12 protein-coding genes are annotated in these 18,281 nt (G+C 33.1%); 6 read left to right on the top strand and 6 right to left on the bottom strand.

Translation table 11 applies throughout. The annotated features are described in order from the left end of the window. Window positions 1-38 precede the first annotated feature (38 nt). Window positions 39-2,228, top strand: a complete 2,190-nt coding sequence (locus tag ACMDB5_RS10000) for an ATP-dependent endonuclease (protein WP_413998119.1) — start codon at window positions 39-41, stop codon at window positions 2,226-2,228. Continuing rightward, entirely contained in the window at window positions 2,225-4,093 is a 1,869-nt protein-coding gene (locus ACMDB5_RS10005) for a UvrD-helicase domain-containing protein (RefSeq protein WP_413998120.1), read from the top strand. Before ACMDB5_RS10000 ends, ACMDB5_RS10005 begins: the two co-directional genes overlap by 4 nt. Window positions 4,094-4,341: 248 nt before the next feature. Here ACMDB5_RS10005 and ACMDB5_RS10010 read toward each other — a convergent pair whose 3' ends face one another. After that, complete coding sequence (locus tag ACMDB5_RS10010) at window positions 4,342-4,629, bottom strand: transposase (RefSeq protein WP_413998121.1); 288 nt, start codon at window positions 4,627-4,629, stop codon at window positions 4,342-4,344. A gap of 190 nt (window positions 4,630-4,819) precedes the next feature. Here ACMDB5_RS10010 and ACMDB5_RS10015 point away from each other — a divergent pair, with 190 nt between their 5' ends. Beyond that, window positions 4,820-5,188 carry a hypothetical protein gene (locus tag ACMDB5_RS10015; protein ID WP_413998122.1) on the top strand — a complete coding sequence of 123 codons (369 nt, stop codon included), beginning with the start codon at window positions 4,820-4,822 and terminating at the stop codon, window positions 5,186-5,188. A 511-nt stretch (window positions 5,189-5,699) separates the two neighbouring features. On the opposite strand, the gene ACMDB5_RS10020 is transcribed toward ACMDB5_RS10015, so the two are convergent. The 3 genes from ACMDB5_RS10020 to dinB form a co-directional block, all read right to left on the bottom strand. Continuing rightward, the gene (locus ACMDB5_RS10020) at window positions 5,700-8,189 is read right to left on the bottom strand and encodes an erythromycin esterase family protein (protein WP_413998123.1); all 2,490 of its coding nucleotides are present in this window, start codon (window positions 8,187-8,189) and stop codon (window positions 5,700-5,702) included. Between the two features lie 1,023 nt (window positions 8,190-9,212). After that, window positions 9,213-12,266 carry a DNA polymerase III subunit alpha gene (locus ACMDB5_RS10025; RefSeq protein ID WP_413998124.1) on the bottom strand — a complete coding sequence of 1,018 codons (3,054 nt, stop codon included), beginning with the start codon at window positions 12,264-12,266 and terminating at the stop codon, window positions 9,213-9,215. Continuing rightward, window positions 12,256-13,422, bottom strand: coding sequence for a DNA polymerase IV (gene dinB, locus ACMDB5_RS10030; protein ID WP_413998125.1), 1,167 nt, complete (start codon window positions 13,420-13,422; stop codon window positions 12,256-12,258). The genes ACMDB5_RS10025 and dinB overlap by 11 nt, the downstream gene beginning before the upstream one ends. 87 nt (window positions 13,423-13,509) lie before the next feature. On the opposite strand from dinB, the gene ACMDB5_RS10035 reads away from it, so the two are divergent. Then, the gene (locus tag ACMDB5_RS10035; protein WP_413998126.1) at window positions 13,510-14,277 is read left to right on the top strand and encodes an XRE family transcriptional regulator; all 768 of its coding nucleotides are present in this window, start codon (window positions 13,510-13,512) and stop codon (window positions 14,275-14,277) included. Window positions 14,278-14,553: 276 nt separating this feature from the next. Then, the gene (locus ACMDB5_RS10040) at window positions 14,554-15,291 is read left to right on the top strand and encodes an NERD domain-containing protein (protein WP_413998127.1); all 738 of its coding nucleotides are present in this window, start codon (window positions 14,554-14,556) and stop codon (window positions 15,289-15,291) included. Window positions 15,292-15,808: 517 nt separating this feature from the next. Here the strand turns inward: ACMDB5_RS10040 and ACMDB5_RS10045 are convergent. Both ACMDB5_RS10045 and ACMDB5_RS10050 read right to left on the bottom strand, forming a co-directional pair. Then, on the bottom strand, window positions 15,809-15,985 hold the full coding sequence (locus ACMDB5_RS10045; RefSeq protein WP_413998128.1) for a histone H1: 177 nt from the start codon (window positions 15,983-15,985) through the stop codon (window positions 15,809-15,811). Between the two features lie 72 nt (window positions 15,986-16,057). Then, a complete protein-coding gene (locus ACMDB5_RS10050; protein ID WP_413998129.1) occupies window positions 16,058-17,743 on the bottom strand; it encodes an AraC family transcriptional regulator in 1,686 nt (561 codons plus the stop codon). Window positions 17,744-18,073: 330 nt separating this feature from the next. On the opposite strand from ACMDB5_RS10050, the gene ACMDB5_RS10055 reads away from it, so the two are divergent. After that, a complete protein-coding gene (locus ACMDB5_RS10055) occupies window positions 18,074-18,277 on the top strand; it encodes a hypothetical protein (RefSeq protein WP_413998130.1) in 204 nt (67 codons plus the stop codon). Window positions 18,278-18,281 lie beyond the last annotated feature (4 nt).

Here is an 18,281-nt window from a genome sequence, read left to right on the forward strand (position 1 = left end):
CTAACCGCCAACACCAAACCAATCTATAATTTTAAAACATGAAAATTGACTTTGTAAGAATAAAGAACTTTAGAAAACTTAAAAGCTGTAAAATTGAATTTTCTGATAAAGAAACAATATTTGTAGGTGCAAACAATAGCGGAAAAACCACTGCTATGGATGCACTCATTGCTTTTCTCGACAAACCAAATTTTAAAATACAAGACTTTACAATTACCAATTGGAAGGATTTAAATACAATAGCAGAAGTTTGGGTTGAAAAAGAAAATGTAGATGATGCTGATAAGAGCATCAAATTGCTTGAACCTTTTTTGCCTTCACTAGATTTGTGGTTTAATGTTGATTTTTCTGAATTAAGATATATTAGCCACATTATACCAACACTAGACTGGAAAGGCGGCTTGCTTGGTTTAAGACTTATCTTAAGACCTAAAAATTTAGAAGATCTTATAGAACAATACATAATCTCGAGAAAAAAGGTCATAGCTTTAAATGCAAGAGAAGGAGAAGATGTAGAACTTTGGCCTAAAAACTTCTCGCAATTTTGTGATAAAAAATTACCTACATTATTTGAGGTCAAATCATTTTTATTAGATCCTGCGCTAAACGAAGTAGACCAAGAACTTTCCGACTTAAATATGGAAATTGAGGGCAATCCTTTAAATGGTTTAATAAAAATTCACACAATTAATGCGCAACGTGGATTTAGTGATGCCAATTCAGATAATCCTGAATCCAGTGGTAATAAATCATTGTCTTCACAACTACGCTCTTATTATGACAAACATTTAAATCCTTCAATAGAACCCAATGAAAAAGATTTAGAGGCATTAGAAAAGTTGAATCAAGCACAAAGTACTTTTGATAAAAATTTGAATTCAAGTTTTGAAGCCCCGCTCAAAGAGCTTAGCATCTTGAATTACCCTGGATTTGGTAATCCAGAAATAACAATAACATCACTCATTAAAGCTACCGATGGCTTAAATCATGATTCTGCTGTCAGATACAATTTAGAAGAAGGTCTGTCATTACCAGAAAAATACAATGGTTTAGGTTACCAAAATCTGATTTCAATGGTGTTTAAGTTAATTGGATTTCGTGATGAATGGATGAAAAAGGGAAAAAATTTATTAGATGATGAAAATATTGAACCAATACATTTAGTCCTAATTGAAGAACCAGAAGCTCATTTGCACGCACAAGTTCAACAAGTATTCATAAAGAAAGCTTATGATATTTTAAGAGCTCATGATAATTTGAATGAAAATACTGATTTTACAACGCAATTAGTAATTAGCACTCACTCAAGTTACATAGCACATCAAAAATTTGAAAGCTTAAGATATTTTAAAAGAAATATAGTATCTAAGCCACCTACTTCTGAAGTATTAAGCATAAAGTCAGTTTTTAATTCTACTATACCTGAAGAAAAAGAAACTGAAAAATTTGTAATAAGATATTTGAATACAACTCATAATGATTTATTCTTTGCAGATGCAGCTATATTAGTTGAAGGTCCTGCTGAAAGAATGTTAATACCGCACTTTATTAAGAATCATCATGATGTTCTTGATAGTTGTTATATAACAATTTTAGAAATAGGGGGAAGTCATGCACATAGATTAAAACCACTTATAGAAAAACTGGGTTTAGCAACTTTAATTATTACCGATTTAGATTCTCAAGAAAAACATACTGACAATTCAAAAACTCCACCTGAAAGTAGGTACTTAAAATGCCAACCAAAATTAGGAGTTGAACAAATAACCAATAATGACACTTTAAAAACATGGAATCCAAGTTTGTTAAAAGTTGATGAACTGATAAATCTGAAATTTGATGATAAATTATTAACAGAATATCCCATCAGGGTTGCTTATCAAAGTGAGATAAATTTAGGTGGAACAAGGGTATACCCCTACACATTTGAAGATGCACTAGTTTTAGAGAACATAGATAAATTTAAAGAAATCAAAGCAACATCTGGTTTATTAAAAAAAATGGTTGATGTTGCTAATGAAGAAGATAAAAATATTGCTAGTAAAAAAGCTTATGATGCAATAAATAAGAATGGTGTAAAAAAGGCTGAATTTGCACTTGATGTATTATATTTTGAAGCACCAGAAGATCTAAAAGTACCAACTTATATCAAAGAAGGTTTAGACTGGTTAGAAAAGATTTTAAAACCAATAAAAAATATTTCTAAATCTGAAATACCAGTACAATGATAGCAGAAAATAATGATATTGACAAACAAGTTGATGATGATGTCTTCAACTGCTTAAATCCAAAATCACCAAAAAGCTTTTTCCTTTTTGCAGGTGCTGGCTCTGGAAAAACTAGAACATTAGTAAATGTATTAACTTCATTCAAGGAAAGATATGGCATTGATTACAAGCTTCGTAATAGAAAAATTGCTATAATAACTTACACAAATGCTGCTGCAGATGAAATCAATCACAGATTATCTTATGATTCAATTTGTGCAGTAAGTACAATACATAGTTTTTGTTGGGAGCTTATTAAAAATTACACTGCAGATATAAAAAAATGGGTCGAGATAGATACTAAACTATCAATAGTTGATCTTGAAGATAAACTCTCAAGAGCTAGAGACGCAAATAATAAAACTGCAATTTCTAATCGAAAAAAGTTAGAATCTAAAAAGAAAAGATTAATTGTTCTACCGTTAATAAATAAGTTTGTTTACAATCCAAATGGAGATAATTATACCAAAGCATCATTAAATCATTCAGAAGTCATATCTATTACTTGTTTTTTTCTTACTTCAAAAGATTTATTCAAACAAATTTTGATTAATAAGTTTCCAATTATTTTAATTGATGAAAGTCAAGACACAAAAAAAGATTTAATTGAATCTTTATTCGGGCTTCAATCTGAATTTAAAGAAATATTTTCATTAGGTCTGTTCGGTGATACGATGCAGCGCATTTATAGTGATGGTAAAGAAAAACTTGGAGAAGAATTACCTGAAGATTGGTTAAAACCAGTAAAACAGATAAATCATCGGTCTAAATCTAGAATTATTGAACTAAACAATAAAATTAGAAAAGATATCGATAGTCAACAACAATTAGCTCGTGTAGAAAAATCGGGTGGGATGATTAGATTATTCATAGTTGCTAGAACATCGGACAAATTAACTGTTGAAGATGAGATAAAGAGTAAAATGTCTGAACTTACAACTGATAAAAATTGGAACGATGATAAGTCTGTCAAAACTCTAACTTTAGAACATCACATGGCTGCAGTTAGAATGGGTTTTAATACTTTTTTTAACCCTATATATGAAGTTGATAAATTAAAACAAGGATTACTAGATGGAACATTATCTTCTGTTAATTTTTTTACGAAAATAATATTACCATTATACAATGCACATAAAACAGGTAATAAATTCCAAATTGCAAATATTGTAAAAAGAAATTCGCCGCTATTTGATAGAAAATATATTAATGAAGAAGTTGACAAAAAAGAAATCTTAAATCAAGCTAAAATAAATGTTGATAATTTATTAAAGCTGTGGGAAGCTGAAAAGCAGCCAACCTTATTAGAATTGCTATTACAAGTTAATGAGTCAAAATTATTTTTTATTCCAAGTGATTTAAAACTTTCTATCGAAAGGACAAAAAGTGTAGGTGATGAAGAAGAACAAGAAGATGACGATGAAATTCTTTCTGCTTGGGATCAAGCTCTACTTTCAAATTTCAATGAAATATTAAGATACAATGATTACATTTCTGAGAGTTCTAATTTCGGAACTCACCAAGGAGTTAAGGGATTAGAGTTTGAGAGAGTTATGGTTGTCATTGATGATGATGAGTCCAGAGGATTTATGTTTAGTTATGACAAACTCTTCGGTTTAAAAGATTTAACGAAAGGTGACAATGAAAATATTTCAGAAGGTAAAGAAACGGGAATAGATCGTACTGCTCGACTTTTTTATGTTGGATGTAGTAGAGCAAAAGAGAGTTTGGCTGTTGTTGCTTACACTGATAGTGCGCAGCAACTAAAAACTAATATGTTAAAGTTAGAATGGTTTAACGAAGATGAAATAGAAATTATTATATAAGCACTTCCCATAACAGCCGTTCCTATGTAAAGCATCATAAAGTTATTCACAACTTTTAGAGGGTTATATGTCGGTTAATTTTCGAGTATAGAATTCCGCTGCAACGGCTTGTTGGAAAAGATGGAAACAACTTTTTGTCCGCCGAAGGCTTTGGACTAAAAAGTTAGCCTCCTTTTATCAATTATGTTACGGATTTGCTTACCCTCTTGCAGGTAATCTATATTACGTATGCATTACTCATGAAATATTTATTTGTTTTTTGCATTCGTGAATCCGCTACGCTTGATTTCATTTTCTAGCTTTCTAGAGCTTCGAAGTCCGTTTAAAAAACCGTATAAATAGATTTTAAGAAATACTTTGCTATCAGAGCTCGGGCGTGCTTCGGCTTTTATGGTTTGAGTTGAAAAAACCAAAGACTCCAATGCTATAGTTTCTGCAAAAGCATCGATAAATCGAACGGGGTTTTCGGGTAAAATAGTATCTTCTAAACTAGATAAACTTAGTTGATGGCGGGAAATTCCACTGATATGTTGCATTGTTAAATATACTACTTTTCTTCCTTTTGTTAAAATAATTTAGTTATTTTTGAAAGAAATCAACAGAGGTTTTTTCACAGACTGACGTTATACCTGATTGCTCCGCTAATAAGAAACTAGCAATTTTAATTAGACCTTTTAGCAAAAAAGGTTTTTAGTGAAACAACAATCATACTGAGAAATGTCAACTATGGATAATAAAATAGAAAATACAAATAAAACAACAGGGTATAATCCTAATCGTATTCCTTTAGAGGAAAGGATTGCAAGTATTCTTTTGTCAATGTTTGTCCTTCTTTACGGGACTATAGGTGTAATGGTAGATGATATTTTTATACCAGGTAAAAGAGCTGGACAAGGATCGCATTATAATGGCATACTCGCGTGGATTTTATATGCCTCTTTTTTATTTGCAATTGCAAATATGATGTCAGTTGTGTTTGACCATTATGATAAAAGAAATAATGAAAATAATTACAAACTTTTTGCTTCAGTCACTAAAACTATTGGCGGAATATTGTTTTTGATAGCTATGGTTTTGGGCCTTTTTTTTGGGTAATAAACCGTAAATCGTATTTTAAAGTGCGTTTTAAATTCAATAAAGTATAATTCTGTACGTGGAAAAATTAAAGATTTTTTATTTATAAATCGATATTCTATAATTATTTGGACTAGTACTAATTAGCAGTATTATTTATACACAAAAATTAGTGCAGGCAAAGTTGTTTGCTTTTCTTATTGGTATTATTTATGAGAGTAGAAGAGTTACGGGAAATTGGCTAAATCTTATACTTACGGGTCTTGTTTCTCTTTTTGTTTACTTACTTGTAGGCTGTATTTTGTTTTCTACAATGCCAATAGAAAAAGAAGACATTCTGCTTTGAATTATGCAACTATTGAAGAATTTAACAATCAAATTAATTACAAAAATGTAGCTTAACTTATACTGCAGGTTTTATTTGCATATCCAAAAAGCTATTTTTAATGAAAAAGACACTTTAAATTTTGATACAGGTACAACTGAATTGGTTCTAATATTATTCGTTTTTTAAGAAAGCTAATAGTTTAAATTAATCACACAAGTCGAATATTACTTTATCATCTTGAAGTATGAAATTATTTTTATTCCAAAATTCAGTATCTTCTTTGAGGCTAGTCATTTGATTAATTTTTGCAAGTGGTCTTTCAATTTTATCTAAATTACTTGAATTAATTTCAAGCGACATTACATTATTTACTAAAAATTTTTCACTTAAAACTAGATTATCGTTTTTTGAAAAAATAGTAGTTTTATCAATAACATTGCAATAATTTATAAAATACTTACCTTCAAATATTTTGTATGTAAAAATGATTTTGTGCATCATTTGAGCCATTCTGTCAGATTTGTTTTTCAATTCAAATGGTTCCCTTACGACACAATGTTCATATTTCAATACGGCATAAGTTTTCGTATCTATATATACTATTCCGGATGATTTCTTTGGTGCGGGATACCCATATCCCGTTGAATATGTTCCTGGAGAATTATTTATAAAGCTTATTTTATAGACTTTTCTATCGTTATAACTGATTATTCTTTCTTTTTTTAAATTATAAGATGCTGATCTATACAGTACATTGGACTTACTCATTATTATATCTCTATCAAAAATATAAGCGAAATTATCTATTCTACCATATCTGTTATTAGTGGAGTCTTCAACAAGTTTCCTTGTTTGCTCTATTTCTCCATACATTTCTTTATCAGGAATATTAATTCCTTTCATTCCATAAGAATTATATGTCTTTATAACAGCTTCTATATTTGATGTGATTTTATTCTTTTCAATAACTTGAGTCCTATAATAGAATTTTTGATTGTACGGATTTTGAAAATAATTAATCTTAATATTATCTCTAGCTTTTGCAATAATTTCTTCAGCCGTCAATACTTTACTGCTAGAATTAATAATAATTTCATCTAAAACGACTCCTTCAAACTTATGTGGCTTTAATCTAATTTCTAAATTCTTTTTATTAATATTAATTAACTTTGAAATACTAATAGTATCTGAAACATATCCCATTGCAGCAATTATCAATCTATCGGTGTAATTGTTTTTTTGAATATTAAAACTAAAAGCTCCGTCTTTATTTGCAATAACACTTCTATTAGCATTTATCAAAGAAATATCTGAGTTCGCTATCTTTTTTTTATTTTTTGAGTCCCTTATTCTTCCATTAATAATAAAAACTTCTTCATCGTCATTTTGATTGATTGATTCTGGGTAACTTCTTATTTCGGGTTGATAAGATCTTTTAATAAATACTAATCCATCAAATATTGACCCCCATTTTGCCTTAAAGGGAATATTTCCTAAAGCTGAACAATAATAAGGATTTACATCATTTTTATCAAATTCAAAAAAAAACTTCCCACTTCCCTTATCAAAAAGTTGCTTCTCTATACTGTTAATAGGTGGCTTTAATATTGAAAAAAATTTGCTGTCTACAATACCATATTGTCCTTCATAAGATGAAAAAACGATACTATATACTTGGTTACCGAAGTGTTTCTTTAACAATTCGCCCATTGGTATAGCACCTTCAAGTAACTTAGAACCATCGCCCAACTTGTAATCTGTATATCCTGAATTTTTTATTTCAACATTTGCATGCTCCTTAAAATACCCTTCAGTCTCATCAGTATATACTATTTCATTAATGTTGTTAGCAAAGTGATATGATGCACCCCAACAAACTATCTTTTCGTCGGGATAAAGATCTGATAGAAAAATAAGATTCTTTGCCATCTGTTCATCTCTAGGATTTTGAACTGCAATTTTTTGTTTTTGTAATCCTTTAACCTCAAATGATACATCTGCAACTTTACTTTCAAAAACTTGCTTCATTATTTTTTCATCAAAATTTAGATTTGCAATTTTGTTAAACGAATCAATAACTAAATCAAAATTTTTATATAATTCAAGTGAGTCCTTTTTATTAGCCGCTATATTTTCTAGATCTCTAAAAATAAAAGATTTTTCTATGCTCTTTAAAGTATTTTCCGTCAGAGTAATTTTTCGATTTTTAAACAATTTTATCAGATCATCCATATAATGATTTTCAAATATTGAGCCTTCTTGACAGTCAAATCCTAAAATTCTAATAGTATCATTTTGCTGAGCTCTTTCATCTATATATGCCAATAAATTCTGAAATGCTTTTGTATCTGACCAGATTCCAAAAATGGCTTCATTGAAGATCGAAATTTTTGATTTGTTTTCAGAATACTCTTTAAATGCTTTATAATGATCATAAAAACCACTCTCAAAAACTATCGTATTGTATCCCTGTTTTTCGTGAAGATATTTTATAATTTCTACCTTTTCATCAAATGTTGCCCCATCTCCGTGTGATTGTTCCCCTAATAAAACTATTTTTTTGGTTTTAAGTACCTTTTCTAAAAATGAGTAGTCATTTTTATCATTAATAATAAACGCTTTTCCATCTATTTGATTTTGACCAAAAACAAGATTATAAAAAAAGGAAGTCAGAATAATTAAAAATATTTTCATATTACTTTAAAAAATAAATAATTTAGAATATGTTTTTTTAGTATAAGATAAATTACTAATTTATGTTAACACCAACTTATACTAATTTTTGATGACATTGATAATTTTAGTTACAAAATTATACAAAACAAAAGGCTATCTCATTTAGGATAGCCCTATTCTTAAGTTATAACTTATTTTTTTGTTTTGTTACAGGAATATTATCTGCTATTATAGGACCACAGGCTCTCTCACAAGAGTTTTTTACAATATAGTCTGAACCAATAGATAAAAAAGCAGCTTTTTGTACTTCTCCGCCTTTATTAGTTAATTGTTTTTTTGTAATAGCTTTAACTTTTAAATTTTTTAATTCTAATTTTTTTCATCTGTTCTATACTTTTTGATAGTAATAAATATTTTTTATAAAATTAAAATCTTCGCAATCATTAGTATTAATTCTTTACGTGCACTTTGTGTCATTAAAAAAAAATAAGAAAATTCAGTATCTAAAGTATAAAGAAGAAATGAGATATAGATACGGCGACAACAACCTTTAACAAAGAAGGCAGTTATTAAGTAAAGTGTGTTAAAATTGTAGAAGTGGTATTAAATAAAACCTTCTTAATGCCTTCTTTCACTAAGCCAGTGTCGTCAGCAACATCAAATTTTTTTCATACTGACTATGCGCTTTTGGATAGCGCTTGTATGTTTCTTAGTTATGTTGGTGTAATAACTGTCTAATTAATAACCAATTAGACTCAAGTAGAAAAGAGATAAATCAGAATATTTCTGTTTTTCTCTTATGGTGGAGGACCAAAGGATGGAACCATAACGCTTACCAAAGTAACGGCGACTAAAAAACAATTATCAATGAGTATAATAGATGATTAAGGAAGGGAAGTTGGGAATTATTTGACTCAAGTAATGAAATTTTGAAAGCAACAAAAAAACCTCGTTTAAAATGGCTTAAATTTGTTTTGAATTTTTAAAAATTATGAAGCGCAAAAACACTCTAATTGTTATGGTTGCATTTTTAACCATAAGTTAGTTAACAGTCATTCTATACCTTGGCAGATTAATCTCCTGAGGATAAGGTTGCCTATGCGTCATGCTCACATCTTCTTTTATTTGTTGATGAGCTTTGTATTGTCGGTCTTTGGAGTGGGTGTACCTTGGGTCTGGAATGAAAGGCATCTTAGCCATTTTGGTGATGGTAATAGTAGGGAAGTGGTAATCGACTTCGACTGTCCCCAATAACAAATAACAGCCACCGCCCTGAAAGGGATATTGCTGCAGGCTGTTGGTAAAATGTGCTGTATCGAAAAATTGCCCTTCGGCATCAATCCAGGTCCCGAAATACATAGGGCCCATTTTGGTAGGGACATGTTTTCTTGAAATAAGATAGGCGAGCATTTTGACTGTTTTTTTATGGTATTGCAATAAATCTTTGGCCAAGACATCACCTCGGTATTTGGTTTGAAGCAAATCGAATGGCGAACAGGAGACCGGAAAACTCAGCAGTTCTATTTCGTCGAAAGCATCTTCAAAAGGGGAGCGTTCCAATATAGGAAGTTGGTATTCCTTAACGGGTTCCTGAAGTAGCATTAAATTCCGGTTTTCGGGTTTAAAATTGACCAATATCAATCTTGCGATAACAAGTAATTGATTCTTTGTTTTACCCGTAAAATGAAAAGCCCCAATAAAAATCAATAACTGTATGCCTTCAATCCCTATCGGGATGCGATTGATGAAATCTTCGAGCGATTGGTATTCGCCATTTGCCTCGCGATTTGAAACGATACGATGTGCAGTTTTGGTTTCGAGCCCTTCGAGATGTATTAAACCCAGATAGACGTCAATACCGTAAAGCGTGGTTTCATAGTCGCTTTTGTTCACACAAGGCGTATGAATCACGGCACCGGACATCTTAGCTTCATGTACATAAACTTCGGTTCTATAAAAGCCGCCTTGATTGTTGATGACGGCAACCATAAATTCAATGGGATAATAGACTTTCAGATACAAACTTTGATAACTTTCTACCGCATAAGAAGCGGAGTGTGCCTTGCAAAAAGAGTAACCCGCGAAGGATTCTATCTGCCTATAGATTTCTTGGCTCAGTGCCAAGGGATGCCCTTTTTGCGCACAGCAGGCAAAAAAGTTGTCTTTCACTTTTTGCAAGGCTGCGGTGGAGCGTCCCTTGCCACTCATTGCCCGACGCAGGATGTCGCCATCTGATGGGGGAACTCCCGCAAAATGCAATGCAATCTTGATCACATCTTCCTGATAGACCATAATGCCATAAGTTTCGCCCAGCTGCTCTTTGAACACTTCATGAAAATATTCGAAGCGATCCGGATGATTATGCCTGAAAATGTATTCCTTCATCATACCACTTTGGGCAACACCCGGGCGAATGATAGAGGAAGCAGCGACCAAAGTTTTATAATTGTCACATTTGAGTCTGCGCAATAAGCCACGCATGGCGGGACTTTCGATATAAAAACAGCCAATGGTATTTCCGATACAAAGAAATTCGTTCGCCTTAGCTTCGTCTTTGGATAGTGTGGTATCACGGATGTCCACTTTGATTCCGCGGTTTTTTTCAATCAGTTTTACGGAATCATCGATATGACCAATACCGCGCTGGCTGAGAATATCAAATTTTTCAAAACCGATATCCTCGGCAATGTGCATGTCAAACAGAACGATAGGAAAACCTTTGGGAGGCATTTCCAAGACGGTGTAATTCGTAATGGGTTCTTCGGAAATTAAAATACCGCAGGAATGCATGCTGCGCTGATTGGGGTATTTTTCGAGTAGCATGCCGTATTTTTGCACTAAGGCAACTATCGTATTGCTGTCGTGCAATTGCATGGGGTTCTTGGCCAATGCATCCAATTCTTCTTTGGGCAAACCAAATACTTTGCCCACTTCGCGAAATATCGAACGGTATTTGAATTCCACATTAGTGCCACAAAAGGCCACGTGATCGGCACCATAGCGATTGAAGATGTATTCTAGAATAGTATTCCGTTCTTTCCAACTCCAATCAATGTCAAAATCGGGCGGGCTTTTGCGATTGAGGTTCAAAAAACGCTCAAAATACAGATCCAATTCAATCGGACAAATGTCCGTAATGCCGAGACAATAACTCACGATACTATTGGCCCCGCTACCCCGACCGATATGCAGGAATCCTTGGCTGTTGCTGTATTGGATAATATCCCAAGTAATTAAAAAATAACCGCTGAATTGGAGTTCATCAATAACTTTGAGTTCCTTTTCCACTCTTGCGATTGCTTGGGGATTATTGTTTCCATAACGTCTTAACATTCCTTCTTGAGCTAATTTTCTCAAAAGCTGGATGTCATTTTCCTGACTATCCGTATAGTATTTTTTGTTCTTTGGTGTTTTGAAATCGAATTCGAAATTACATTCGTCAATTATCTCCTCGGTGTTTTCTATAATTTGTGGATAGTCATTAAACTTTTCTACTAGCATTTCCAATGGAATCATGATTTCGGATGTGCTGCAATAGTCAGCTTCGCTAAGTTTTGACAGAATGATATTGGTATCAATGGCACGAAGGATTTTATGCAGATTGAATTCTTTTTTGGTACGGAAAGTCACTGGCTGCAAAACCACCATTTTATCTAGTTTAGTTTTCCATTTAGGGTTGAACAGCATCGAAAGTTGTTCTGGGCGTATGCCCAAAAATTCAAAATTCCTAAAGATTTCAGGAGCATTTTCGAATGGATAAATTATAGTTACATTCTGAAATTCCGGTGCACAATCGGGCAGGGGAGTTGCATCAAAATTATGCCTAGTCAGAAAACGGTTCATTTCGGCCAGTCCTGCAGCATTTTTGGCCAGACCGATATAAAGCAGTTTGTTGTTGCATCTGAATTCGATGCCGACGATAGGTTTTATAGAAACTGCCGTGCATTGTTTGATAAAATCGTAAATCCCGGTAACCGTATTGATGTCGGTTAACGCCATGGATTTTACATTAGATGCCGCGGCCAGTTGCACTAATTCGGTTAATGGAATAGTGCCATAGCGAAGGCTGTGATAGGAATGGCAATTAAGGTACATGATTACTTTTTGTTTTAAGATTGGCACCGGCACAGCGGGCTACCGCATCAAATCCATAGCGTTTTTTCATTTTGTCCATTGCCTGATAAAGCGATAACATTTCCTCGGTATCTTCAAATAGATTGATTTGGTAAGTGCCACGTACTAATCCGCTAAAGCGAATGCCAATCAGGCGCAGTCGCATCCGACGCAGATATAGCTTATCGAATAAATCGGTTACAGTTTTAGTCAGAGCATGATCGGCCGAAGTATAAGCGATTTTGCATTGTTTGGTTTCGGTATCAAAATTGGCATAGCGTATTTTTATCACTACCGTTGAAGTAAGCCATTCTTCCGAACGCAACTGAAAAGCCAGTTTTTCGACCATGCCTACCAAAATGGATTTTAATTTTTGAATATCGATCGTATCCTGAACAAAGGTATGTTCCGTTGAAATTGATTTTCTTTCGGTATAAGGTTCCACCGGATTGTTATCAATACCGTTGGCTTTTTTCCACAACTCCAAACCATTTTTTCCAATCATTCTTTGCAGGACTTCGGCAGGCATTTCGGAGAGAGTCTGTATGTTACGAATACCAATACGCGACAGCAATTGAAAAGTGACTTCGCCGACCATGGGAATTTTTTGAATAGATAGTGGATTTAAAAAAGGTTTTACCATGGTTTCGGGAATTTCTAACCTCCCTACTGGTTTGGATTCACCTGTCCCGATTTTAGAGACTGTTTTATTGACTGATAAAGCAAAGCTTATGGGTAAACCGGTTTCTTTTGTGATGGATTGTGCCAGCTCGTTGGTCCATTGGTAGCAACCATAAAATTTATCCATTCCTGTGATATCCAGATAGAATTCATCAATGCTCGCTTTTTCTACAATGGGTGCTTTGTCTTCAATGACCTGGGTAACGTCATGGGACAATTTGGAGTATAATTCCATATCGCCTTTCATCACTTTGGCCTGAGGACAAAGACGAAGTGCCATTTTGATGGGCATGGCAGAACGAACACCAAAAGTTCGAGCTTCATAGGAACAAGAAGCGACAACACCACGGTCTCCGCCTCCAATAATCAGCGGTAAGCCATTTAATTTGGAGTTGGTTAATCTTTCACAGGATACAAAAAAGGTATCCAAATCCATGTGTACAATTGCTCTGTTCATAATTCTTTCTGTTTATACTTTACAAAATTAGTACGGATTGTAACAAAATTAACTATATTTGATGTTACAAATTATAACAAAATAATTATGTCTTTATTTTCCGATAATATCAGGTATCTAAGAGTCAAGAAGAATGTTTCTCAGGAAAGATTAGCGGAGAGCCTTTTAATAACCAGAGGAAGGTATGTCAAATACGAAGACGGCAGCTCTGAACCTCCCTATGATATTTTGAAGAGGATATCCTATTATTATCATGTCAGCATCGATATTTTGCTCTCGGTTGATGTGCAGAAAATACCAATTGATGACTTGCTAAAATTAGGCGATAACAGGATTTTGTTGCCGATAACTGTTGATACGCATGGTGAGAATATCATAGAGATTGTACCACACAAAGCAAGGGCTGGTTATGCTTCGGGCTATTCGGATCCTGAATTTATTGAAAGCCTGCAACATATTTCGCTGCCGTTTTTACGAAATGGAAAATTTCGAGCCTTTCCGGTAGAAGGAGATTCGATGCCACCACATAAAGAAGGTTCTTTTATTGTGGGGCAATATGTGGAACGATTGGGGGATGTTATGGATGGAAAAACCTATATAATAGTTACCAAAAGTGAGGGGATTGTTTATAAGCGATTGAACAAAAACGGGAAGAATGCGCTGATGCTTCATTCAGATAATACGGTTTATTTACCTTATGAAGTGAAGGCATCAGAGATTCTTGAAATTTGGGAATATGCCTGTAGTATTGCCACTAAAGAGTTCGAGCCAGATGATTTAAGTGCGGAGAGTTTAAAAGATATGGTTAGAGAGCTGAGAAAAGAGATTCGGGAGGTGAGGAATAAGATTAATTAGCTATGGTTAATTTATATGATTTGGCTAAAGTTTGGGACTTGTTTGGGCTATACTTAAGATTGTTTTTAACTTTCTGTGATGGCTAAGTTAGCATGTTCAGTATTGTGTCTTCTAAACTTTAAAATGTATCTGGTAAAGGGAAATCCCAGTTATATATTGCCTTCATAAAACAAGAATAATCTTCTATTTATTTAAGTATTTTATATATTTGGTCGTAATACAACGGAGGTTTTTAGAGACTGACCTTAGACGAAATTAAATATTTAGCGATAATTTATGAACTTAGAAATATTAATATTGATTTTTTCATTGATCTTAATTTGGGGATTATTCAGAACAAAAATCAAAGGAGTCATCGGAGAGAAAACTATTTCTTCAATTTTATATTTTTTAGATAAATCGAAATATAAAGTCATTAATAATATTGTTCTAAAAGCAGGTGAAATGACTTCACAAATTGACCATGTAGTAATTTCTGATTTTGGCATATTTGTTATTGAAACAAAAAATTACAAAGGCTGGATTCTTGGAGGTGAAAACTCAGAATATTGGAATCAAGTTATTTACAAACGTAAAGAAAAACTTTATAACCCAATACGACAGAACTTAGGTCATATAAGAGTTTTAAGAAACTGTCTTACTGAATATCCAAATATAGAATATAAGTCTATTATTGTTTTTTCCTCAAAAGCAAAAATCAAAGTAAATACAATAACTAATGTAGTAAATTCATATCAACTCATAGCTACGATTAAAAAATACTCATGTAAAAACCTCACAGAAACCGAAAAAGAGAATATCTTTCAAAAAATCAATGCATTAAATTTGATTGATACGTATAATAAGCGCCAACATATTAAATCAATTAAACAAAGAATTCAAAAACGAGAAAATTCTATTCGAGAAAATGAATGTCCTCAATGTGGCGGCAACTTAATAGTTCGCAATGGAAAATTTGGAGAATTTTTAGGTTGTAGATCCTACCCGCAATGTAAATTCATTAAAAATATTTGATTCCATAGCCTTCGCCCATTAAGTAAGACCTCATGCGGTCTGCAAGCCCCCTCCACGATGTGTTCGTTTCTAGGCTATGCAAACGTCTCATGACTTTACGTTTTTTTACAAGGCGTAAACATCATAAAAGTCTCCTAACTTTTCCGTTATTGTCTTTAAAAAGGCATGTATTTCAATAAATACAAATCTCTTCGAGCTCTCACGACCTCGAATTACTAGCAGTTGTCTTATGAATTATGACGTGGAATTTCATTCGGCTTTGAGGACCCCAGGCAGGCGCAAGCGTCTCGCTTGTGCCCAAAATAAAATCAATGAAGAAAATTGAAGGCTTCCTCATAAGTAGGGCAGTTTTTAAAATCTAGCTACAACAGTGAGTAAATAGGACAATTTGTAGGGTTCCTAATATTTTTTTTAGAAAAAAAGAGAATTAAAATCAATATCATACGGATTTTTTAAATGCGCCTAAGACAAATCAAAAAAGCCCTTTAGCAAAACTAGAGGGCTTCAAAGCGGTCATTTATTCTTTAGATGATGCTATAGATACTTTTCTAAACTCTTTTAATAGTTTCTCTAGCTCTAGAGTAGATTTACGGGCTCTTGGTCCGGCTGCTTTAATTCCTTTCTCTATTAAAGATTCAGATTCTGTTTTGAATGTTTCAAATTCAGCATTGATTTTTTCGATTAAATCAGTCATGATAATACGATATTAAGTTAGCGCACAAAACTAATAATTTTAGCTATAGTTCAATTGAAGTAAAGACAAAAATTACAAAGCGGCTGCCGTTTCTTCCTTTAGGAGCTGTGCTATAAAATAGGAGGCAGGCATTTCAGTTCTTGCTCGAAAAGCATGGGCAAAACGCTGGATAGAGCTAAAGCCTATTTCATCGGCCAAGGCTTTCTGCTTATACTTTCGTAACTGCTTATTTTCTTGAAGCGCCTGAATCAGATAATCTATTTTTAGCTCGTTGACATAAGTTACAAATTTTTTCTGGCGGTAGTGGTACACAATCAGAGAGAGGTATTTGGTATTAGAGTTAAAACTGGCTGCTAGTTTCACCAGACTAATGTCCTGATCCAGGAATTTCTTGTCCTTTTCCCATTTTTCGAGTTGTTTGATTAATTCAGCTGCTACTGCGGGATTGATGTCGGCAATTCCACTAGGCGGTATTTTAGTGGTTTCTTTTTTAGCTTCACTGCTTTTATCCATAAGAGCTTCGAATTTCTTTTTATACATGCTGTTGTTCTTATAGTGCCGGTAGCTTAAGAAGACCAGGATTAGGAATAATAGCGTTACAAATACAATAAACATTAGGTCATTGTATTTTCGTTTATCTAATTGCTGTTCTAATTTTTGTTTTTCAATCAAATAAGTTTTATTGTCATATTCCTTGTGCACTTTGGAGGCCAGATAACGATTGGTTTCATGCAGTAAACGCTCTGCTTTGAGCAGCTGATCTATATAATACAAATGTAGTTTAGGATGGTCTTTTGTTTTATAGTAATTAATCAGTAGTACATAACTTTCTAATAAATCCCTACGTGTAAATTGTGTGTTGTTCAGAATCTGATCCACTTTATTAAAATAGGGAATGGCGGTCTCCTGTTTTTTGAGTTCCCAATAACTTTTTCCAATGTAAAAGTTTCCTACGGCTTCATTGGCAAAATCCTTGTTACTTTCTATCTTAGAAATGCTATTCTTTAAATAATCAATTGCCTGTTGGTAATTTTTTAGAAAATACTGGTTGACTCCTTCTGAATGCCTAAAATAAACGCCCATTTCTGGAACGGAACGCTTTGCACTTTCTCTGATTCCTTCAGCGTTGGTCTGGGAGCACATGCCGTAATTTCCCATCTTATTATAAGAAAGTCCCAAGGAATGGAGTGAATTGAGATAAGGTCTATCATGATTTTTTTTATAATAGTTTGCACATTCTTTCAATAAGGTGATGGCTTCATCGTAAAACCCCATGTAGTTTTTCAACTGTGCCATGTTGTATTTTACTTTGTAAATCAGATAGTGGTCGTTTGTTTTGGCTATGTATTCGTTGGCAATCAGATAGTCATCTAAAGCCTCTTTGTGTCTTTTTTGGGCAAAAGAAAGGATTCCTTTAGTTAAGAATGCAGCCCCTATAGCATCATTGTCTTCTGTTTTTTTTGCCGCATATAACATGCTGTCAGCATAGACAAGTTGTACTGCGGGGGGAGATAGGTACACTATATTTTGGTATCCGTTTTGAAGTTCCCGCCAGTTGCGTTCCCTTTTTGCCTTTTCAAGGTAGCTAAAGAGGTAAAGGGCAGCTCTGGTACTGTCATTTCTAAACTGATAAATTCGGTTTTCCAAATAACGGAAATCTTTATTTTGGATGGAATCTGGAATTTTATAATCACTTTTTTGTGCTGTAATGAATTGCGTTATTACTAGCATTAATGGAAGTAAATAATTTTGTTTCATAGTAGGATACAGATTGGGTTGCATATACTTTGCTAGAAAACAATCCTAATCTAAGGCATTAATAAAATTATAGTAGGATAATTTACCAAAGCGTATTTCAAATATAGTGTAAACTACTGATAATGAATTATTTTAATTGAAAAAGAGGTGTCGATTTTCAGAAAATCCATACAATTATTCTTGAAAATCCATACCTAATGTGTTGTGAAGTAGAATGGTTACTTATAAATTTGCTTCGAATTTAATAGCAGCTATATTTAATATCATGCCCAACTGAACTTTCATTAGATAATTTCTGGCTTTTTAATAGAAACGAACACACACAGAAATATGAAAATAGAACAGAAAAGAGTGTGTATCTACCCGAAAGACATTCAGAGAATTACAGGTAAAAGCTATCGTTACGCAAGATTACTTCAAATTGAAATTAAAAAACAGTTGAACAAACAAGATCATCAATTAATAAGTATCGATGAGTTTTGTTCATATACAGGTTTAAAATTAGAGCAGGTACAGCCATTGATTGTTGGCTAATTTG

The sequence above is a fragment of the Flavobacterium sp. W1B genome, from assembly GCF_047344965.1.
Classification (GTDB): Bacteria; Bacteroidota; Bacteroidia; order Flavobacteriales; family Flavobacteriaceae; genus Flavobacterium.

Excerpts from the sequence above, each read along its gene's own strand:
- ACMDB5_RS10050 (WP_413998129.1), bottom strand. The coding sequence starts at position 17,743 with ATGAAACAAAATTATTTACTTCCATTAATGCTAGTAATAACGCAATTC.
- ACMDB5_RS10035 (WP_413998126.1), top strand. The coding sequence starts at position 13,510 with ATGTCTTTATTTTCCGATAATATCAGGTATCTAAGAGTCAAGAAGAAT.
- ACMDB5_RS10015 (WP_413998122.1), top strand. The coding sequence starts at position 4,820 with ATGGATAATAAAATAGAAAATACAAATAAAACAACAGGGTATAATCCT.
- ACMDB5_RS10025 (WP_413998124.1), bottom strand. The coding sequence starts at position 12,266 with ATGTACCTTAATTGCCATTCCTATCACAGCCTTCGCTATGGCACTATT.
- ACMDB5_RS10045 (WP_413998128.1), bottom strand. The coding sequence starts at position 15,985 with ATGACTGATTTAATCGAAAAAATCAATGCTGAATTTGAAACATTCAAA.
- dinB (WP_413998125.1), bottom strand. The coding sequence starts at position 13,422 with ATGAACAGAGCAATTGTACACATGGATTTGGATACCTTTTTTGTATCC.
- ACMDB5_RS10020 (WP_413998123.1), bottom strand. The coding sequence starts at position 8,189 with ATGAAAATATTTTTAATTATTCTGACTTCCTTTTTTTATAATCTTGTT.
- ACMDB5_RS10010 (WP_413998121.1), bottom strand. The coding sequence starts at position 4,629 with ATGCAACATATCAGTGGAATTTCCCGCCATCAACTAAGTTTATCTAGT.
- ACMDB5_RS10055 (WP_413998130.1), top strand. The coding sequence starts at position 18,074 with ATGAAAATAGAACAGAAAAGAGTGTGTATCTACCCGAAAGACATTCAG.
- ACMDB5_RS10000 (WP_413998119.1), top strand. The coding sequence starts at position 39 with ATGAAAATTGACTTTGTAAGAATAAAGAACTTTAGAAAACTTAAAAGC.
- ACMDB5_RS10005 (WP_413998120.1), top strand. The coding sequence starts at position 2,225 with ATGATAGCAGAAAATAATGATATTGACAAACAAGTTGATGATGATGTC.
- ACMDB5_RS10040 (WP_413998127.1), top strand. The coding sequence starts at position 14,554 with ATGAACTTAGAAATATTAATATTGATTTTTTCATTGATCTTAATTTGG.